Source organism: Acetobacter malorum (genome assembly GCF_002153605.1).
Classification (GTDB): Bacteria; Pseudomonadota; Alphaproteobacteria; order Acetobacterales; family Acetobacteraceae; genus Acetobacter; species Acetobacter malorum_A.
In genome coordinates this window covers 101,119-118,142 of record NZ_JOPG01000018.1, presented here as the reverse complement: position 1 = coordinate 118,142, position 17,024 = coordinate 101,119, and the positions used below count along the sequence as shown (strand labels likewise).

The 17,024-nt window shown below is 58.0% G+C and carries 17 protein-coding genes and 1 tRNA gene; 13 read left to right on the top strand and 5 right to left on the bottom strand.

The annotated features are described in order from the left end of the window. Window positions 1-153: 153 nt before the first annotated feature. The 5 genes from HK23_RS08630 (at window position 154) to HK23_RS08610 (ending at window position 6,578) form a co-directional block, all read left to right on the top strand. Entirely contained in the window at window positions 154-1,092 is a 939-nt protein-coding gene (locus tag HK23_RS08630; RefSeq protein ID WP_086653641.1) for a peptidylprolyl isomerase, read from the top strand. Between the two features lie 69 nt (window positions 1,093-1,161). Further along, complete coding sequence (gene argJ / locus HK23_RS08625) at window positions 1,162-2,406, top strand: bifunctional glutamate N-acetyltransferase/amino-acid acetyltransferase ArgJ (protein ID WP_086653640.1); 1,245 nt, start codon at window positions 1,162-1,164, stop codon at window positions 2,404-2,406. A gap of 33 nt (window positions 2,407-2,439) precedes the next feature. Beyond that, complete coding sequence (locus HK23_RS08620) at window positions 2,440-3,081, top strand: RDD family protein (RefSeq protein WP_086653639.1); 642 nt, start codon at window positions 2,440-2,442, stop codon at window positions 3,079-3,081. Between the two features lie 139 nt (window positions 3,082-3,220). Further along, window positions 3,221-5,827 (top strand): mechanosensitive ion channel domain-containing protein, encoded by a 2,607-nt coding sequence (locus HK23_RS08615; RefSeq protein ID WP_086653638.1) that lies wholly within the window; start codon window positions 3,221-3,223, stop codon window positions 5,825-5,827. Then, window positions 5,820-6,578, top strand: a complete 759-nt coding sequence (locus tag HK23_RS08610; protein ID WP_086653684.1) for a 2OG-Fe dioxygenase family protein — start codon at window positions 5,820-5,822, stop codon at window positions 6,576-6,578. The genes HK23_RS08615 and HK23_RS08610 overlap by 8 nt, the downstream gene beginning before the upstream one ends. Before the next feature lie 17 nt (window positions 6,579-6,595). Here HK23_RS08610 and HK23_RS08605 read toward each other — a convergent pair whose 3' ends face one another. Further along, complete coding sequence (locus HK23_RS08605; RefSeq protein ID WP_143217526.1) at window positions 6,596-6,871, bottom strand: hypothetical protein; 276 nt, start codon at window positions 6,869-6,871, stop codon at window positions 6,596-6,598. 174 nt (window positions 6,872-7,045) lie between these two features. On the opposite strand from HK23_RS08605, the gene HK23_RS08600 reads away from it, so the two are divergent. Next, complete coding sequence (locus tag HK23_RS08600) at window positions 7,046-7,453, top strand: hypothetical protein (RefSeq protein ID WP_086653636.1); 408 nt, start codon at window positions 7,046-7,048, stop codon at window positions 7,451-7,453. Window positions 7,454-7,539: 86 nt separating this feature from the next. On the opposite strand, the gene HK23_RS08595 is transcribed toward HK23_RS08600, so the two are convergent. Together HK23_RS08595 and HK23_RS14550 are read right to left on the bottom strand one after the other, a co-directional pair. After that, complete coding sequence (locus HK23_RS08595) at window positions 7,540-8,448, bottom strand: DnaJ C-terminal domain-containing protein (protein ID WP_086653635.1); 909 nt, start codon at window positions 8,446-8,448, stop codon at window positions 7,540-7,542. Continuing rightward, on the bottom strand, window positions 8,445-8,621 hold the full coding sequence (locus tag HK23_RS14550) for a hypothetical protein (RefSeq protein WP_179193852.1): 177 nt from the start codon (window positions 8,619-8,621) through the stop codon (window positions 8,445-8,447). Before HK23_RS14550 ends, HK23_RS08595 begins: the two co-directional genes overlap by 4 nt. A gap of 251 nt (window positions 8,622-8,872) precedes the next feature. On the opposite strand from HK23_RS14550, the gene HK23_RS08590 reads away from it, so the two are divergent. The 6 genes from HK23_RS08590 to HK23_RS08565 all read left to right on the top strand — a co-directional run bounded on the left by HK23_RS08590 (window position 8,873) and on the right by HK23_RS08565 (window position 12,774). Then, window positions 8,873-9,163, top strand: a complete 291-nt coding sequence (locus HK23_RS08590) for an accessory factor UbiK family protein (protein ID WP_063907262.1) — start codon at window positions 8,873-8,875, stop codon at window positions 9,161-9,163. 42 nt (window positions 9,164-9,205) lie between these two features. Beyond that, window positions 9,206-9,712 carry a type III secretion system chaperone family protein gene (locus tag HK23_RS08585; RefSeq protein ID WP_086653634.1) on the top strand — a complete coding sequence of 169 codons (507 nt, stop codon included), beginning with the start codon at window positions 9,206-9,208 and terminating at the stop codon, window positions 9,710-9,712. Then, window positions 9,712-10,536 carry a pyrroline-5-carboxylate reductase gene (gene proC / locus HK23_RS08580; protein WP_086653633.1) on the top strand — a complete coding sequence of 275 codons (825 nt, stop codon included), beginning with the start codon at window positions 9,712-9,714 and terminating at the stop codon, window positions 10,534-10,536. Before HK23_RS08585 ends, proC begins: the two co-directional genes overlap by 1 nt. A 57-nt stretch (window positions 10,537-10,593) precedes the next feature. Then, complete coding sequence (locus tag HK23_RS08575; protein WP_086653632.1) at window positions 10,594-11,241, top strand: TetR family transcriptional regulator; 648 nt, start codon at window positions 10,594-10,596, stop codon at window positions 11,239-11,241. Window positions 11,242-11,312: 71 nt separating this feature from the next. After that, window positions 11,313-11,387: transfer RNA gene (locus HK23_RS08570), tRNA-Gln, on the top strand. Between the two features lie 139 nt (window positions 11,388-11,526). Further along, a complete protein-coding gene (locus tag HK23_RS08565) occupies window positions 11,527-12,774 on the top strand; it encodes an MFS transporter (protein ID WP_086653683.1) in 1,248 nt (415 codons plus the stop codon). A gap of 131 nt (window positions 12,775-12,905) precedes the next feature. Here the strand turns inward: HK23_RS08565 and HK23_RS08560 are convergent, their stop codons facing one another. Then, a complete protein-coding gene (locus tag HK23_RS08560) occupies window positions 12,906-13,175 on the bottom strand; it encodes an HU family DNA-binding protein (protein ID WP_025826565.1) in 270 nt (89 codons plus the stop codon). A 654-nt stretch (window positions 13,176-13,829) separates the two neighbouring features. On the opposite strand from HK23_RS08560, the gene HK23_RS14945 reads away from it, so the two are divergent. Then, window positions 13,830-14,249, top strand: coding sequence for a hypothetical protein (locus HK23_RS14945; RefSeq protein WP_179193851.1), 420 nt, complete (start codon window positions 13,830-13,832; stop codon window positions 14,247-14,249). Here the strand turns inward: HK23_RS14945 and HK23_RS08550 are convergent. Then, window positions 14,191-16,980 carry a glycosyltransferase gene (locus HK23_RS08550; protein WP_373270318.1) on the bottom strand — a complete coding sequence of 930 codons (2,790 nt, stop codon included), beginning with the start codon at window positions 16,978-16,980 and terminating at the stop codon, window positions 14,191-14,193. The genes HK23_RS14945 and HK23_RS08550 overlap by 59 nt on opposite strands. Between the last annotated feature and the right edge of the window lie 44 nt (window positions 16,981-17,024).

The following is a 17,024-nucleotide window of genomic DNA, read 5'->3' as shown; positions in this document are numbered from 1 at the left end:
TGGAGTGGCTCGGCTGCAAAATAGGACCCGGACCCGCTCCGGTCAACCAATCAGCCTTGTTTCTTCCCTCGGGGAGGGTCTGAGGGCTTGCAGGGCAGAATAGCCTCCTTCATAGATGATTGAGCAATTTTCCTTTGTTTAAGGTTTGTCCTCATGCGTTTTTCCACCAAGGCCTCAGCTCTTGCAGCCACGGCCCTGATTGCCTCAGCCGTTCTTTCTGCACCCTCCTTTGCTGCTCCGGCTCCGGCAGCAGCGCCTGCTCCGCAGGCATCAGCTCCCGCAGCACCCCCGGCAGATCCCAAAGCGGTTGTCGCGACAGTCAACGGTGAGAAAATTACGATTGCGGACGTGCAGGACGCCGTGGGCAACATGCCCGACCAGATGCGCCAGCTGCCCCCCAATGTGATCTACCCGATGCTGATCAACCAGCTGGCAGACCAGAAAGCCATTCAGATTGCTGCCCACAAGGATGGCCTGGACAAATCTGCTGAAGTCAAAAAGATGATGGATGCCGCTGCCGCCAACGCACTGCAGAACGCCTGGCTCTCCCGCGAAGTCATGCCGCACCTGACCGATGCTGAAATTCAGGCCAACTACCAGCAGAACTACGCTGGCAAGCCGCCGGAGCAGGAAGTGCATGCCCGCCATATTCTGGTGAAGACGGAAGCCGAAGCGCAGGACGTCATCAAGAAGCTGAAGGCGGGCGAAGACTTCGCCAAGCTGGCAGCTCAGGTATCCACCGATACGGGCAGCGCCAAGCAGAATGGCGGCGACCTCGGCTGGTTCAAGAAAGAAGACATGATCCCGGCGTTCTCCGATGCCGCTTTCGCCATGAAGAAGGGCGAGATCAGCAGCACCCCGGTCAAGAGCCAGTATGGCTTCCACGTCATTCAGGTGCTCGACACCCGTACGGACCCGATCCCGTCTCTGGATTCCGTCAAGGGCAAGATCCGTCAGGCTCTGATTCAGAAATACGTGCGTGAAGCCGTCGCCAAAGCAACAGCAGGCGTCAAGATCGTGCGTTTTGACCCCACCACAGGCAAGCCGCTGCCGGATGCTCCGGCTCCTGCCGCCGCTCCTGCAAAAAAATAATTTTCACTCCAGACTGACCTGCCCCGCCAGCCTGCTGGCGGGGTTTGCCGCTTCCAAGGACTTCGCGTTATGGCGCACGCTCTCCCCGTCTCCCCCCTCGCTCGGCCTCTCCCGGAACTGAAGGAGGTGCGCGGGGTGCGCCTTGGCGCAGCTGAAGCTGGCATTCGTTACAAAGGCCGGACAGATCTTGTTCTGGCCGAATTTGCACCGGGCACTACGGTGGCCGGTGTCTTTACCCGTTCCAAATGCCCCGGCGCACCGGTTGACTGGTGCCGCGACATCCTCCCCACAGGGGAAGCCCGCGCCCTCGTGGTCAATGCGGGGAACGCCAATGTCTTTACCGGCCGCGCTGGCCGTGAAACCTGTAAGGCCACGGCTGAGGCCGCCGCCCAGCTTGCCGGCTGCACGCCGCAGGCTGTGTATCTGGCCTCCACCGGCGTTATTGGCGAAATTCTGCCGCACGACCGCATGACAGCCGCCCTCCCGGCTCTGCATGACGCGCTTGCTGAAACAGGATGGGAAGCCGCCGCCCGTGGCATCATGACCACGGATACCTTCCCCAAGGCTGCTGTGCGCACAGCAAAACTGAACGGCACAGACGTCATTATTCAGGGCATCGCCAAAGGCAGCGGCATGGTTGCGCCCGATATGGCCACCATGCTGGCCTTTGTCGCTACTGATGCCGCTCTCCCTGCCCCTGTTCTGCAGGCCCTGCTGTCCGAAGGTGTCAAAACGACCTTCAACTGCATCACGGTTGATTCGGATACTTCCACCTCCGACATGGTGCTGCTGTTTGCCACGGGTGCTGCTGGCAATGATGAGCTTTCCGCCAGCACACAAGCCAACGCTGCTGCCCTGACGGACTTCCGGGAAGCCCTGCAGGCTGTGCTGCATGATCTGGCCCAGCTCGTCATTCGTGATGGCGAGGGAGCGACCAAGCTCATGACTATCACCGTAACCGGTGCCGTTTCTGATGACTCCGCCTGGCGCGTCGCTATGGCCATTGGCAATTCTCCGCTGGTGAAAACCGCCGTCGCCGGGGAAGACGCCAACTGGGGCCGCGTTGTGATGGCCGTTGGTAAATGTGGGGAACCCGCAGACCGCGATACGCTGTCCGTCTCCATCGGCGGTGTCTGCATCGCGCGTGAAGGCACGGTTGTGCCCGGTTATGATGAGACGCCCGTTGTGGCCCATATGAAGGGCCATGAAATCGACATTGACGTGGATCTCGGCCTTGGCGATGGCAAAGCCCGCGCCTGGAGCTGTGACCTGACCCACGGCTATATTGATATCAACGGATCCTACCGGAGCTGACCGCGCTTTATCGCGCTTTAAGGAACAGGCCTGATGTCTTCTTCCGCTTTTCCTCCCGGCTGGGGGCAACCGTCTGGCGCACAAAACGGGGCTGGCTTCCCTCAAGGGAACGGTCGCCAGCCTGTCTGGATTTATGCCGGGTTCTGGTGGCGTGTCTGGGCATTTCTCATCGACAGCATCATTCTCACCACGCTTGATGCCGTGCTGGGATACTTCATCCTACCGGACTTCAAGGTTCAGTGGGAAGAATTGCCCATCCCCGACAGTTCCGGCCAGACCGTCGATGTGGTGGATATTGCGCAGCGGGTGCAGCCCGACACCATTTCCGTGTTCATCCCGCACGTTCAGATCGGCAGCTGGCATCTGGCATGGCTCTTTATGGCTCTTCTGCCTGCCCTGTATTTCATTCTGTTTGAATCCTCCCGCTTCCGCGCCACACCGGGCAAGCGCCTGTGTCAGCTGGAAGTGACGACCCTGCAGGGCGAGCGCATTTCCATTGCCCGGGCCACAGTGCGGTTCCTGATCAAAGCGTTTATCTCCTTCCCCTTCTTCCACATTGGGGTGCTGATGGTCGCCTTCACGCGCCAGAAGCAGGGGCTGCATGATCTGATTGCCGGGACACTGGTCCTCCGGGCTGAAAACAGCCAGATCGTCACATTCGACCGCCGGATGTAATTCCTCCATCTGGCGGCACATCAGGCCTTCAGCTGAGCACCTTGTTACCGCCAGATTTGCCCCTTACCCTCTCTTTACGCACGGGGCCGTAATGTGCCCCTTTCCTGATCGATAGTTTCAAACAAGGATACGGCACGTTATGGCGGCAGAGAGCCTGCACCAGAGCACGACCCGAGCCCTCACGGCTTCTCCACCTTTTTCTCTAGCCAGATTTGCCCTCGGGCTCTGCTTTGTCTGCCTTCTGGTTTTCGGAATTGCGCCCCGGCTGAGCAGCCAGGCTCTGGCAGCTGATACGGCTCCTGCCGCAGCTCCGGCAGCAACAGCCTCCACAGGGAACCTCAGCCGTCAGGATGCAGAACAGCTTCTCAGCGTTCTGAATGATCCCAAAAAGCGGCAGGATTTCACCAATACCCTGACGCTCATGGCCAAAGGCCTGCCTGTTGCCCAGCCCGCCGCAGCGCCTGCCGCCAAAAAAGACAATCCCACCGCTGTGATTGACAGTGACGTCAACTCCGAACTGGACGGTCTGACGGCTGCCATGCGGGGTTACACGCAGAACTTTACGGCACTGTTCAAGGATCTGCGGTCAGTCGGCACGTGGTTCCATCAGCAAATCAGCAATCCGCAGTCTCGTCAGACCCTGATTGATGCGTTCAGCCGCGCCCTGATCATCATGCTGGTGGCTCTTGCTCTGGAACGGGCAACAAGCCTGCTTCTCAAAAAGCCACTGAACTCTGTGACTGAGCATGCCGAAACGCGTGAGCGGAAGCAGGAAGCCGCCGTTGCGGTGGAAAATGTGCAGGCTGCCACCTCCACCCCGGATGGTGACAACACCAAAACCCGCGCCGATGACCAGCGCCGCCGTAATGAGGTGATGCGTTACCTCATCCGTGTTCCGTACAATGTGCTGCATTTCCTGCTCAAGCTGCTGCCCGTCGCGGTTTTCCTTGGTCTGGGCTATCTTGGAGCGGAATTCCTGACCACCACCCAGCAGGCCAGCACCGTCACCATCACGCTGACCAACGCCTATGTGGTAGCCCGCTGCCTGTATCTGCTGGTTGAAACAGCTCTGGCTCCCCGTTCCCCGGCTATTCGTCTGGCTCCGGCCAAAGATGATACGGCGCGGATGCTCACCCGCTGGTGGAACGTACTGGTGGCAGCACCCTCGCTGGTCATCTGTCTGTCCACACTGGGAAGCGAGTTCAATCTGGCCCCTCGTGGCACGGAAGCGATGCTCCGTGCAGTGGTACTGATCCAGCATCTGATTATTGCCGCGTTCATCTGGCGGGTTCGCCATATTGTTGCCAATGCGCTGCAACCCTCCGACAACATGCGCAAGAAAGCCTTCTGGGCCTTTGTTGGCACCATCGCGCGCTTCTGGTGGATTCCGGTCCTGTTTCTGGATATTGCACTGTGGTTCGTCTGGGCAGCGCACCTCAAGGGTGGGTATCAATGGATTCTGCGCGGCACGGGCCTGACCTTTGCCTTTCTGGTGCTGTCCCGTCTGGTGGCTGTGCTGGCCTATGGCATGCAGGACCGTCTGTTCCGGATTAGTGATACGGTTGAGGCAGAATATCCCGGCCTGCAGAAACGGGCGGACTATTACTACCCGTTCGTGCGCCGTGTGCTGACCATTGTCATTGTGTTCATGACCTGCGTGATCATCGCGCAGAGCTGGGGGCTGCCGAGCTTCCAGTTCTTCTTCCATTCCCCTCTGGGCTCACGTCTGGTCGGGGCGGCTCTCAGTCTGGCCATCGGAGCAACCATTGCTGCTCTGGCGTGGGAAGTCATCAATGGCCTGCTGAACAAGCAGATCGACCGCTACACATCGTCCTCTCAGGCATCCCGCGCCACACGTCTGCGCACGGTGCTGCCTATTATCCGTACCGTGCTGCTGGCCATCATCATCATCGTGGTTTCGGTCACCACCCTCTCGCAGATTGGCATTAACGTTACGCCGTTGCTGACGGGTGCGGGAATCATGGGTGTGGGTCTGTCCTTCGGTTCCCAGAGTCTGGTGAAGGACGTGATCACCGGCTTCTTCATGCTGGCGGAAGATGCCATTCAGGTAGGTGACTGGGTGACCACCGGGGGCGTTTCCGGCACGGTGGAACATCTGTCCATCCGTACCCTGCGTGTGCGCTCCATTGATGGTGACCTGCACATCATCCCGTTTTCTTCCGTGACATCCATTGCCAACACAGGCCGTGGCTTCAACCAGATTATCGTCAAACAGGTGCTGGATCTGAGCGAAGACTCCGTCAAAGTCGCCAAGCTGATGGCCAGCGTTGTCGCCCAGATGCGCACGGAAGACGCCTTCAGCCACATGATCTTCTCGGATTATGCAGACCTTGGCGTGGATAAGACGGACAGCAACGGCGCTGTACTGGTAGGAGCGATCAAAACCGCTCCGATGATGAAGTGGAAAGTCCAGCGTGAATTCTACCGCCGTCTGGCCAACCTGATGGTCGAGGCCGGGGTGAAATTCTATACACCGACGTCCTATTACACCACGCCACCCGGCAACAGCATGCATCTGGCCGTGGACGATGTGCCAGATGCCCTGACGCCGACCGCAGCCCATGCGCAACAGCCTAAGCCTGCTGCTCCTGAGCCTGTGCCTCAGCCCTCCGCTGAAGAAAAAAAGGCCATTGAAGCCGCAGAAAAATCTGACACAGGCCTGCAAAAGCCTGAAGATGAAAGCTCCCCTGCTGCTGCTTTTGGAGAAGGTCCACCCCATGCCTGACACCCTCCCGCATTCTCTCCCGCCAGCGGCCTTAAAACCGCTGGAAGCCCTTGAAGCGCCGCTGGGCCAGGACGGCTTTGCCTATGAGCAGGCCGCCGCCATCCGCCCGCTTCTGGAGCAATTCGGGATGGAGCGATGGGAGGAGTTTGCAGAAAGCTGGAACCATCTGGGGGTTGATCGCTATATGGCGGATGGCGGCCGTTACCGCCGCCGCCGCCATGCGACCTTCACCCTGACGGAAGAGCAGATTCTCAGAAAGCCGCATCAGCCGCATTATCAGAGCCGGGATTACAACACGCTCAATGGCGGGATTGAACGCTGGTTCAAGCCCCTCACCCCCGTCATGGAAAACCACCCGGCTCTGCTGGCGGTGCTGCGACTGACCCGGCATATTGCGGATGATCTGACCCCGCAGGCTCAGCGCCCGGTGGCCTGGCATGCGGAAGTGCATCAGTTCCGGATTGAAGCGAGTCCGGACTCAGCCGGACGCCCCACGCCTGAAGGTTTGCATCGGGATGGCGTGGACTGGGTCTGTGTGATGATGGTGCGCCGGGAAAATATCGCCCGCGGTGAAACGACCATTCATGACCTTAACCGCCAGCCGGTCGGCAGCTTTACGCTGACAGACCCTATGGATACGGCGCTGGTAAATGACAGCCGCGTTTACCATGGTGTGACACCGGTGCAGCCGGTTGACCCGACCCACCCGGCCTATCGTGACGTGCTGGTTGTCACCCTCCGGCACGAATAGGCCGGAGGCCTGCGGGCTTAATACCCTGCGTGATACATGGCGTTAAAGCCAAGAGCCGCAAAGCAGAACACAAACACCATCGCTCCTACCATCTGGAAGACTTCCTTAACGGCAACGCCTTCCGGCGGCGGAGGGGCTGAGGGCACAGGAGCGGGCGTGACGGGCAGAACCGGGTCCGCCATCACGGCATGAGCTTCCGGCCCCACCACATCATGCTCTGCCTGCAAACCTGTATCAGGGGCATGAGTCTGTGAGATCACGGATGCATCGTGTGATGAATCTGTTCCTGACATGGCGAAACCCCTTCCGTTTTTGCAATGCAGATTTGTAACTCCTACTTATCTGGGTCTGAAAGAGCTCTTCGTCAAGTCTGGGTCCTAAATAAACCCGGTCACATTCCCCGGCCGGGGTGGACGGAAAGCCTGTAGACAGGCACATGAAAAGATCTGTTTTCAGGAGTGCTCGCCATGAAGCCGATTTTTGCCTCTGCCCTTATCCCGCTCGGTCTGGCCATTGCCCTGCCGCTCCCCGCACAGGCTGCAAAGCCCACCACACAGGCCCCGACCACACAGGCACATTACGAGACGTCTGTTTTTGCCGGACAGTGGGCCATTATGGCGATGGACCCGATTACGGTTGCCACAAACAAGGCAAGCGGCCCGGCAGAGCGCCTGCTTGTCACGCTGCCTGACTCCCTGAAGAAAATTGTCGGGCAGGATCACTTTAGCCTCTCCCGCACTTCCGGCACCGCATGGGCCGGCAAGCAGGATGACCTGACCGTGACATTCAAACTTGTTTCAGAAAATAGCGCTCAGCTTCAGATTACAGGGGAGGGCACCCATAAGCTGGACCTGCCGCTGTATCGGGATAACTAAAAAAGACTAAGCCCCAAACGAGGCCGGGGCGGCTCCTGCACCTGTCCGCTCACATTGCGGTTCAGGCGCAGGCAGCCCATACGGCCTCAGGACGCGCTGTCAGGCGTCCAGTTTTTCAGGAAGTCTTCCAGCGCGGCGTCTGGCTTCCCAATTTTGATTTGCAGCGTCACGTAAAGATTCCCGGCTTCACGCGAGCCATGGGCTTGCACACCCTTGCCCCGTAACCGCAACTTGGTGCCACTGTCAGACTGCGGCGGCACGTTCATTTTTACAGGCCCGGTCGGGGTCGGCACCGTAATCGGGCCACCCAGCACCGCTGTTTTCAGGTCCACCGGCAGGGTCTCGGTCAGATCGAACCCATCACGCGTATAAGTCGCGTCCGGCTGAACGTTCACGGTAATCAGCGCATCCCCATCCGGGCCACCCTGCACACCGGGGCTGCCTTTGCCACGCAGACGCAGGGTCTGGCCATCTTCAATCCCCGGCGGGATTCGCACATCCAGCGTTGCCCCTTCCGGCAACGTGATGCGGGATTTCCCACCCGTGACCGAGTCCAGAAAACTGACCTTCAGGGAATAAGAGCGATCAGCCCCTTTGCGCGGTCCGGCAGAACGCCGGCCGCGACCCGTGAACATGCCGCTGAACAGATCACCCAGATCTTCCTCGCTAAAGGGTTGGCCCTGCCCGCCCGCATACCGGAAGCCGCCCGGGCCTGCTCCATAATTTCCGTAACCGCCACCGCCGCCACCAAATCCGGGATGACGTTCCTGCCCGGCTGCATCAATTTCGCCCCGGTCAAACCGCGCCCGCTTCTCCGTGTCGGAAAGCAGATCATTCGCCTGCCCGATGGCTTTAAACTGTTCTTCGGCAACCTTGTCACCGGGGTTCAGGTCAGGGTGATATTTCTTGGCAAGGTTCCGATAGGCCTTGCGGATGTCATCCTGACTGGCGGTTTTGGAAACCCCCAGAACCTCATAAGGATCACGCACACTCATGCCGCACCTCCCTGATCTGAAGGGGGATTAGGATCAGCGCCAAAATTCATGGTGTCCAGCAGGCTGATCAGCAGCGCAACTGTCACATCCTGACTGTATCCGGCTTTGTCTGCCTCACTCACCAGAGCCGCAAGGCGGGGTTTGAGAAATGCCTCCGCCGTCATGTTGTCCATAGAGCTTGTCTCTCCACTTAATACTGTGCAGACCGCCTCCTGTCCGGACCGGCCTGATAATGGTTTCAATATCTTATTCTGATAATGGGAACGCGCCGGGGCAGGGTCAATGGACAACACAGGCAGGAGTGGGCTGCGCACCCACCAGACAAACGCTGTCCAGACATTTCTAAAGAAGCGATAGCCTCATGCCCGCAGACTGACTATAAGCCTAAGGGAGAAGACTTAACTGTTTAAGTGGAGAACCGGCAATGTCTGACAAACCGCGTTTTTTTGATGATCTTGCTGGTGTAGCCGGCGGTGCTTTTTCAGCCCTGACCGGCGCGAAAGAAGAGCTTAACGCCATTGTGCGCAGCCGCGTGGATGAAGTGCTGACCAGCCTGCAGGTTGTCCGGCGTGAAGAATTTGAAGTGGTGCGTGAACTCGCTGCCCGCGCGCGCATCGGGCAGGAAGAGGCAGAACGCCGTCTGGCTGCACTGGAAGCCCGTGTGGAAGCACTGGAGCAGAAAAGCCACGGCAGCCACACGCACCATACATCCTGAGCGCAGCGTTTTTCCGCATCACCTTGCAGCCGAGAGTGAGCCATGCCCGCGTTAAGCACAAATACCCCCTCTCCTCCCGTTAATCCGCTGGATCTGATGGAACAGGTCATTTGTGGACACGGGTGGAATTTTGAACGCTGCAACGCAACCGAAATGGCCGTGGAAGCCCCCGGCAAGTGGTGCGATTACGGGATGTTCTTCTCATGGTCGGCAGAACTGGGGGCGATGCACTTCACCTGTGCGTTTGACCTCAAGGCCCCCCAGCCCCAGCCCCAGCAGCGTACGCTGTATGAACTGATCGGCATGGCCAACGAGCGGATGTGGATTGGCCATTTCAGTCTTGATCAGGAAGACGGCGTCCTGCTGTTCCGCCACGCGCTGCTGCTGCGCGGCACCAGCATCTCTGTCGAAGTGTTTGAAGACATGATCGATATCGCTCTGACAGAGTGTGAGCGCTTTTACCCGGCCTTTCAGTTTTTCCTGTGGGGCGGCCAAAGCCCGGCAGACGCTCTGGCCGTTGCCATGCTGGACTGTCAGGGAGAAGCATAATGACTGATCATACCTCACCGCTCCCTTCCGTCCTGTTGGTCGGCTGCGGACAGATGGGCGGCTCCATGCTGGAAGGCTGGCTTGCTCACGGCCTGAAACCCTCCGTTGTGCTGGACCGGCATGACCGCGCCCTGCCCGCACCCCATAAACTGGCTCCTGCGCTGGAGGATGTCCCGACAGATTTTCAGCCGGATGTCATTATTCTGGCCGTCAAACCCCAGAAGGCAGACCCGGTGCTGGAGGCTCTGGCGCAGCGCTTTCCCAATGCCTGCCTGCTGTCCGTCATGGCAGGTCGCACGGTGGAAAGCCTGACGGAACGCTACAAACAAGGCAACCCGCAGGCCCAGCCGGTAATGATCCGGGCCATGCCCAACACCCCCTGCGCCATCGGGGCCGGTATGAGCGGGCTCTATGCCCCGCCACACGCAACAGACACACAGAAAGTACAGTGTGATGCTCTGCTTCAGGCCGTGGGAGACACGGTTTGGGTCGAGCGTGAAGAGCTGATTGATTCCGTGACTGCCATTTCCGGCAGCGGTCCGGCCTATATTTTCCTACTGGCCGAACTGCTGGAAAAAGCCGGTGTAGAGCAGGGCCTGCCGTCCGAGACGGCCCGCACTCTGGCACGCAAGACCATTTATGGCGCGGGTGCGCTACTCAATCAGTCCCCCGCAGATGCCGAGGAACTACGCCGCCGCGTGACCAGCCCCGGCGGCACCACCGCGGAAGCCCTGAAAGTCTTCATGGCGCCGGATGCATGGCCTGCCATTGTGCCCCGTGCCGTGGCCGCGGCCGCCCGACGCGCCAAAGAGCTTTCAACCTGACTCACGCGACCAGACAGGCCGCCTTACACTCTTATTTTTCCGAACAGGCTTCTTCTTATGGACCATGATGACTTTGACGCCGCCCTTCTGAGTGCTGCCATGACACAGGCAGAGCACGAAGGCTGGGCGTCTGTCTCTCTGCTGGATTCAGCCCGGACTGCTGGACTTTCTTTCCCGCAGACGCGCGAGCGTTTCCCCTGCCGCGCCTCTCTGCTTCTCCGGCTGGGTCGCATGGCGGACGAGTCCGCTCTGGCTGACAACACCACCTTCGGCTCCTCGCGTGAACGCCTGTTCGATCTGCTGATGCGCCGTCTGGATGTGTTCCAGCAGTATCGGGGCGGTATTCGCGCTGTGATGCGCGCCCTCCCGATGGACCCACCGCTTGCCCTGCTTCTGGGGGGGGGCACGCTGGAAAGCATGCGCTGGATGGCCGATGCAGCTGGCATCAATGTGGCCGGACTGGGCGGGCTGGTACGCATCAATATGGTGGTCGCCATCTGGACACATACCCTCCGCGCCTGGGAAAAAGACGATAGCGCAGACATGGGCAGCACCATGGCCGCACTCGATCAGGCCCTGAATAAAGCCGCCGGTTTCCGGCTGTTTCCTGCGGAGAGTGAGCTGAGCGACGGCAGCCTGCCGGATCTCGATTTTGAAGAACCGGACGCCCCGCCTTCTCCGCTTACGCCTGAAAATTCTCTCTGAGAGATAAAACAGCGCGTTCTCACTCTTTACGAAACCTACTGGTTGGCCTTAATAAGAGCCAACCGCACTTTTGGGGCGTAGCCAAGCGGTAAGGCAGCGGATTTTGATTCCGCCATGCGGAGGTTCGAATCCTCCCGCCCCAGCCATTTTCCAAATTTTCTAAAATCAGCCCCCGGCGTCACAGCAAAAAGCTGTGCTCCCAAACCGCTGCAGGCTGAAAAGCTCTCGTATTATTTAAAAGAAACCTGTCTCCATAGGGATAGGCCTTTGCCTACGCTGCCTGTTATGACTCGTCTCATGGAAGATCATCCGGCAGCCACCACGCCTCTTTTGTCCCAGCCCGGTCTTGCTGCGGCCCTCACATCCCGCACACTGGGGGCATTTTCCTCTCAGGTTCAGGCTGTTGCTGTCGGGTGGCAGGTTTATGCGCTCACGCATAGTGCAGCGGCACTCGGCTTTGTGGGGCTTGCTCAGTTCCTGCCGATGGTGGCCTTTATTTTCCCCGCGGGCCACGCAGCAGACCAGCACGATCGGCGGCGCATTGTCATCACCTGTCAGGCTATCGAAGCCTTTGCCGCTGCTTTCATGGCGCTTGCTTCCTTTGCGCATTTTCTCGCCCCCAGCATGATTTATGGTCTGGTAGCGCTGTTTGGTATCTGCCGGGCTTTTGAAATGCCTGCTCAGCAGACCTTTCTCCCATCACTTGTGCCTGCGGCCCTCTTCCCGCGTGCAGCCGCACTTTCGTCCTCTCTGTTTCAGGTGGCCTCCATTGCTGGCCCCTCGCTGGGCGGCTTGCTCTATGGGCTGGGTGCAGGCGTCTGTTACGCGCTCTGTGGCACAGGCTTTGCCATTGCGGCTCTGGCCACAGCCAGCATGACATTCCGTTTCCCGGCCCGTGCCCGGCAGCCCGCAACGCTGGCGGCTGTTTTTGGTGGTATTTCCTTCCTGCGCCGCAAGCCCACCATGCTCGGCGCGCTCTCGCTGGATCTGTTTGCGGTGCTGCTGGGGGGCGCCACAGCCATGCTGCCGCTCTTTGCCACAGATATCCTGCACGCAGGGCCATGGGGGCTCGGATTGCTGCGGGCTGCCCCTGCCATTGGCGCGTTGCTGGTGGCCACCATTCTGGCCCGTTACCCATTGGGTCGCCATGCAGGGCGGTGGATGTTTGTCTCCGTCGTGATCTTCGGGATTGCCACCATTGTTTTTGGCTTCTCCCGTTCCATTCCGGTGTCCATTGCCGCTCTGGCCGTGCTTGGCGGGGCAGACGTTATCAGCGTGATGGTGCGGAGCGCACTGGTTCAGCTTGGCACACCGGATGAAATGCGCGGGCGCGTCTCCGCAGTGAACATGTTGTTTATTGGCTCATCAAACCAACTGGGGGAATTTGAAAGCGGCATGCTGGCCAGCGCCATCGGAGCGGTTCCCGCGGTAGTGGTAGGCGGCATTGGCACGCTGGTCATTACCGCTTTGTGGATGGCCCTTTTCCCCGGCCTGCGAAAACTTGACCGTCTGGACGATATCAAGCCCGATTGACCAGTATGCGAGCGGCCCCACGCCCCTGAAAAAAGACAAAAAAAAACAGTTCTGAGGGAACCTCAGAACTGTTTCAAAAAGTATGAGGCAGAGTAAAAACGACTGCCTGCACTTTATTCCGTAAAAAACGATCAGACCGCTTTTTTCAGATTGGGGCTGGCTTTAAAGCGCACCGTTTTACCGGCCTTCACTTTTACAGGCTCACCCGTCCGCGGATTCAGGGCTTTGCGGGCCTTGGTCTTGCGAACTGTAAATGTTCCGAAAGACGGAAGGGTGAACCCACCTTCACGCTTCAATTCTTCTACAATCGCATCCAGAAGGTCGTTCGCAGCCTGATTGGCGGCAACGCCGGTGCAGTTGATCGAGTCCTGGATCACCGCAGCAATAAAGGCCTTGCTCATTGAGACTTTAACTCCCCTTCAGACAGAACTATGTGAGTAACAATTCTTAGGCTACTATAACCAGCAACACTCGCGGCTTGATAGTCATATTTCACCGAAAAAACCAAATTAAAAATGCAATCAGTTTCGATTTTTCCCGCAGGCATCACCAAAAAACAGGTCGAAAGGGCTTCCTCTCCCCCTTTGCCCGCAGGGACAGTCTGCCTGTTTGCCTGCTATGTTCCTGATGGGAATCTTCCTCTTCATACCCGCTTTTACCTAAAAAACCTGTTAAAATGTGGTGTTGTTCTGCACATTATTCTCTCTGGCACAGAGACTATTCATGAAAACACAAATAATTTTTGCAATACACATGGTATTCATGCATGGAAAAGGCCAAATAGCGGCCTGGACTTTGGCGCCTGGCAGTTTCTTCTGAAAAAAGGGCTCGCTAAGGACGCTCCTTACATTCTTTTTGCTAATGACAGCGTCTTCGGCCCACTCTCTCCCCTCCCCCCTCTTTTGGAAAGACTGGCAGTAAACCAACGCCCGGCATGGGGGCTGGTTGCCTCACGCGCCATAACCCCGCACCTGCAATCCTGGTTTATCGGGCTCTCTCAGGCTGCGTTCCAGGCAGCCCCAGTGCAGCGGGTTTTGCACCTCCCTTTTCAAGATATGTCCCGCGATGAAATCATCTGGCACGGAGAACTGGGGCTGTCCGTTGCCCTGAAGGCTGCGAACATCCCCCTCCATGCTGCATGGAGTGACCTTAACGCCCCTGCAGCCCGTTTTTTCCCAGCCAACCCCATGCACACGCACTGGCGGGAGATGGTGCAAACAGGCGCTGTGCCTTTTCTCAAGCAGGAAGTCTTACGGGACAATCCATTCCATGTGCCGCACCTTACGGACTGGCGTGCGCTGATCGCGGCAGAGAGCGGCTTTAACCCGGAGTGGATTGATACCTATCTGACTCAGCACCCGGCGCGCCCCCTTAACATTCACCCGACATGGAAAGGGCGTGCGCTTTACGGCTTCCTCAACCAGCTGGATCGGCTGAAATGGCGGAAAGATCGTCGGCGAGACGCTGCGCGTTAGCCGTTTTTGTGGCCACCACGTCTCGCAAAACACCATCCAGCTCGGCTGTCTGCTCTTCAAAAGTGGCCAGGTTCTGTTTGAGCGGGTTGACGTATCCTGTCAGTTTCTCAGGATTTTTCAGAAGTGTCTCAACGGCTTTTTGCAAACTGTCTGGCCGCCCATCTATAGCAATCAGCGTGCCGTTCACCCCGTCAACAATATCTTCTGACTGCCCTCCAGGTGCCGTGGAAATCACCCAAACATCCCGCGCCAGGGCTTCACGCACGGTCAAACCGTAGCTTTCTTTCCACTGAGACGGGAAGAGCAGCACATCAATCCCGTCGAAAAACGCATCCATACTCTCAGGAACGTACGCCGGAACCGTTGTAACCGTTCCCTTTACTTTCCATGCTTCTGTGTAAACCGAACGAATACCGAGATTCAGCTTGTTATCAACAACTTTGAGCTCCCACTTATCCTCTGAAAGAGCCTGAAAGGCCCGTCGTACAAGCGAATAGCCCTTAATTTCTTCTGTCCCGCCCACATAGCCAAAGCGCAGCGGACTACCGGGTTTACGCGGCGTGCGAGCCTGTGCAGGCCAGACAAACCCGTTTCTATTCACCAGAATACGGTCCGGGGGAACGCCATTGGCAATAAACAGTTGCCTGTGTGTCTCGCTGGGGGAAAGTAGCAATGCAGCGCCTTCCAGTGCTGCCCGCATCATCACCGCCCGTTCTGACAGGTGCCGCGCATCAGGCACGCACATCTGGCACACACGCTGATTGATTTTTTCCTGAAAACAATAGTGCCCGTCAGCTTTCACCATAAATTGTCGGTCACAGAGCCACCAGGCATCATGCAGCGTCACCACATAGGGCACACCGGCTTCAATACAGGCCCTCAACAAACCCAGTCCTAACCCTTGGGTTGCATGGAAATGCACAACATCCGGTTTCATGGCGGCAAGCCATTGTCGGAACTGGCCGGTGGCCGTCGCATTATCAAGTCCACCAACCCGATCATGATCAGGCGGGACACGCACGCCCAGCACAGGGCAACCGTCAACACTGTAACGAAGAGAGGCGTTACCGCGGTCCTTAAGATCCGGGCGGGAAGTCATCACAGCAACCTCCACATCCGGCAGACGCTGTAACCTCCGCACTATTTCTTCTGCCACAAACGTGGCGCCACCAAAGGAACGCGGACTGAAATATACGTTGGCGGCAAGCACGCGCAGGGTTGTTTTTGAACGTTTATCAACAGGCTGGCCGAAAGCTGGAAGGACCTGCTGCTGTGCAATCTGGTCAGGGCTGTAGCGGGCCAGAACATCCTCGTAAGCCTGCTGACCAAGCCGTGCCCTTAACCCAGGATCTGATGCCAGACGCAGAATGGCATCCCGCCACTGCGCATCCTGCTCAGCCAGAAGTCCATTTTCGCCATCCCTCATAACCTGCAGGAACGCATCCCGCGGGGAGCACACAGAGGGGATTTTCAGAATAGCGGCTTCAAGAAATTTGATATTACTTTTCGCATCATTGAAAATAGTGGGCTCAAGTGGCGCAATCGTAATATCAGCCTGCGCCAGAAGTCCCAGATACGCCGCATAATCACGCCCGGCGAGGGTCTGCACCCGATCCTTTACAGCCAGAAAGCTTTCAGGAAGGGTCAGATCGCCAATAATGTGCAGCGTCAGGCGTGGGTCCGCCTGCATGGCGGCAAGAATTCCATTGGCCGCCATGCGGAAATCCGCATCATGCGTCTTGGTACCTGATCCATAGACAATACGGATTTCCTGCGTGGTGTCATGGAGAGGCACACCACGTTCTGCAAGATTCTGGGCAATCTCTACGGTTTGCTGGTCCAGCGCATTTTCAATCACCACCGCAGAGGGAATGCCTGCATCAACCATAGCCTGCGCCAGAACACGGGTCGACGCGATGGCGCGATCGCAGGAAAGAAGGCACTTCCTGAACAACTGAACACCAAAAAGCAGTTGCTTCTGCTCCGCTGTATCCAGCGCCTGCAGGTTGCCATTCTCCTGATACAGTTCAGCGGAAAAAATCAGGTCATCCACTTCCCACCAGGGAGACAGGCCGAGCCGCCGGGTTTCATGAAGAAGAATTTCAACAGATTCAAAAGCGGGAACCCGATAAAAAATAACCTCGGTGCAGATTTGCAGAGCCGCCAGCGCCTGTTCAGTATCGCGCCAGTCCACAACGTCCACGGCCCAGCCCAGAGACCGCAGTTGTTCTTCTTTCTGCCAGACGCGATACTTCGCGCACTGCCGTAGGGAGAGCTCTGCAATAATCAGAATATGCGGTGTAAGCTGATGCAGTGTTTCGGCATCAAGAGGCTTGGCATACACAGCCTCAAGTGCCTTTTGCCTTTCGGCAGGCGTTATGGAAGGTAATTTTACGCCATGATCTGGCGCTGGAGTTTGCGCTGCAGCGGCCAGAACGGATGACGGTTTCTGGCGATTGGAGGTAGTATATCGTGCTGCCACCCGCCCCAGCACCGTATCCGGTAACCGGGCCTGAATACGCTGCGTAACCCCATGCAGCCCTTCATCGTGATAGATTTCTTTGACGCGCTGACAGACCGCAGGAATTTTTTGCCCTGTGGGCAACTGGCCTTTCATCAAATGCCGGACAACACGCAAAGGAACCGTCACGCGCCAGGAAAGCGTACGCCGCTGTGTATCCAGCATGTGCCGCAGACTTGCTGCCTCATGCGTCAAACCATCCACGCGCATTCCCTGAATACGGGCGCTGGCACGATAGCTGGCGGACAAGGCCT

What these genes read in the sequence shown, in the direction of transcription:
- HK23_RS08560 (WP_025826565.1), bottom strand. Translation starts at nt 13,175, where the DNA reads ATGAGCAAGGCCTTTATTGCTGCGGTGATCCAGGACTCGATCAACTGC.
- HK23_RS14945 (WP_179193851.1), top strand. Translation starts at nt 13,830, where the DNA reads ATGTCCCGCGATGAAATCATCTGGCACGGAGAACTGGGGCTGTCCGTT.
- HK23_RS08550 (WP_373270318.1), bottom strand. Translation starts at nt 16,980, where the DNA reads ATGCGCGTGGATGGTTTGACGCATGAGGCAGCAAGTCTGCGGCACATG.
- argJ (WP_086653640.1), top strand. Translation starts at nt 1,162, where the DNA reads ATGGCGCACGCTCTCCCCGTCTCCCCCCTCGCTCGGCCTCTCCCGGAA.
- HK23_RS08615 (WP_086653638.1), top strand. Translation starts at nt 3,221, where the DNA reads ATGGCGGCAGAGAGCCTGCACCAGAGCACGACCCGAGCCCTCACGGCT.
- HK23_RS08630 (WP_086653641.1), top strand. Translation starts at nt 154, where the DNA reads ATGCGTTTTTCCACCAAGGCCTCAGCTCTTGCAGCCACGGCCCTGATT.
- HK23_RS08590 (WP_063907262.1), top strand. Translation starts at nt 8,873, where the DNA reads ATGTCTGACAAACCGCGTTTTTTTGATGATCTTGCTGGTGTAGCCGGC.
- HK23_RS08605 (WP_143217526.1), bottom strand. Translation starts at nt 6,871, where the DNA reads ATGTCAGGAACAGATTCATCACACGATGCATCCGTGATCTCACAGACT.
- HK23_RS08620 (WP_086653639.1), top strand. Translation starts at nt 2,440, where the DNA reads ATGTCTTCTTCCGCTTTTCCTCCCGGCTGGGGGCAACCGTCTGGCGCA.
- HK23_RS08610 (WP_086653684.1), top strand. Translation starts at nt 5,820, where the DNA reads ATGCCTGACACCCTCCCGCATTCTCTCCCGCCAGCGGCCTTAAAACCG.
- HK23_RS08575 (WP_086653632.1), top strand. Translation starts at nt 10,594, where the DNA reads ATGGACCATGATGACTTTGACGCCGCCCTTCTGAGTGCTGCCATGACA.
- HK23_RS08585 (WP_086653634.1), top strand. Translation starts at nt 9,206, where the DNA reads ATGCCCGCGTTAAGCACAAATACCCCCTCTCCTCCCGTTAATCCGCTG.
- HK23_RS08600 (WP_086653636.1), top strand. Translation starts at nt 7,046, where the DNA reads ATGAAGCCGATTTTTGCCTCTGCCCTTATCCCGCTCGGTCTGGCCATT.
- HK23_RS08595 (WP_086653635.1), bottom strand. Translation starts at nt 8,448, where the DNA reads ATGAGTGTGCGTGATCCTTATGAGGTTCTGGGGGTTTCCAAAACCGCC.
- HK23_RS14550 (WP_179193852.1), bottom strand. Translation starts at nt 8,621, where the DNA reads ATGGACAACATGACGGCGGAGGCATTTCTCAAACCCCGCCTTGCGGCT.
- HK23_RS08565 (WP_086653683.1), top strand. Translation starts at nt 11,527, where the DNA reads ATGACTCGTCTCATGGAAGATCATCCGGCAGCCACCACGCCTCTTTTG.
- proC (WP_086653633.1), top strand. Translation starts at nt 9,712, where the DNA reads ATGACTGATCATACCTCACCGCTCCCTTCCGTCCTGTTGGTCGGCTGC.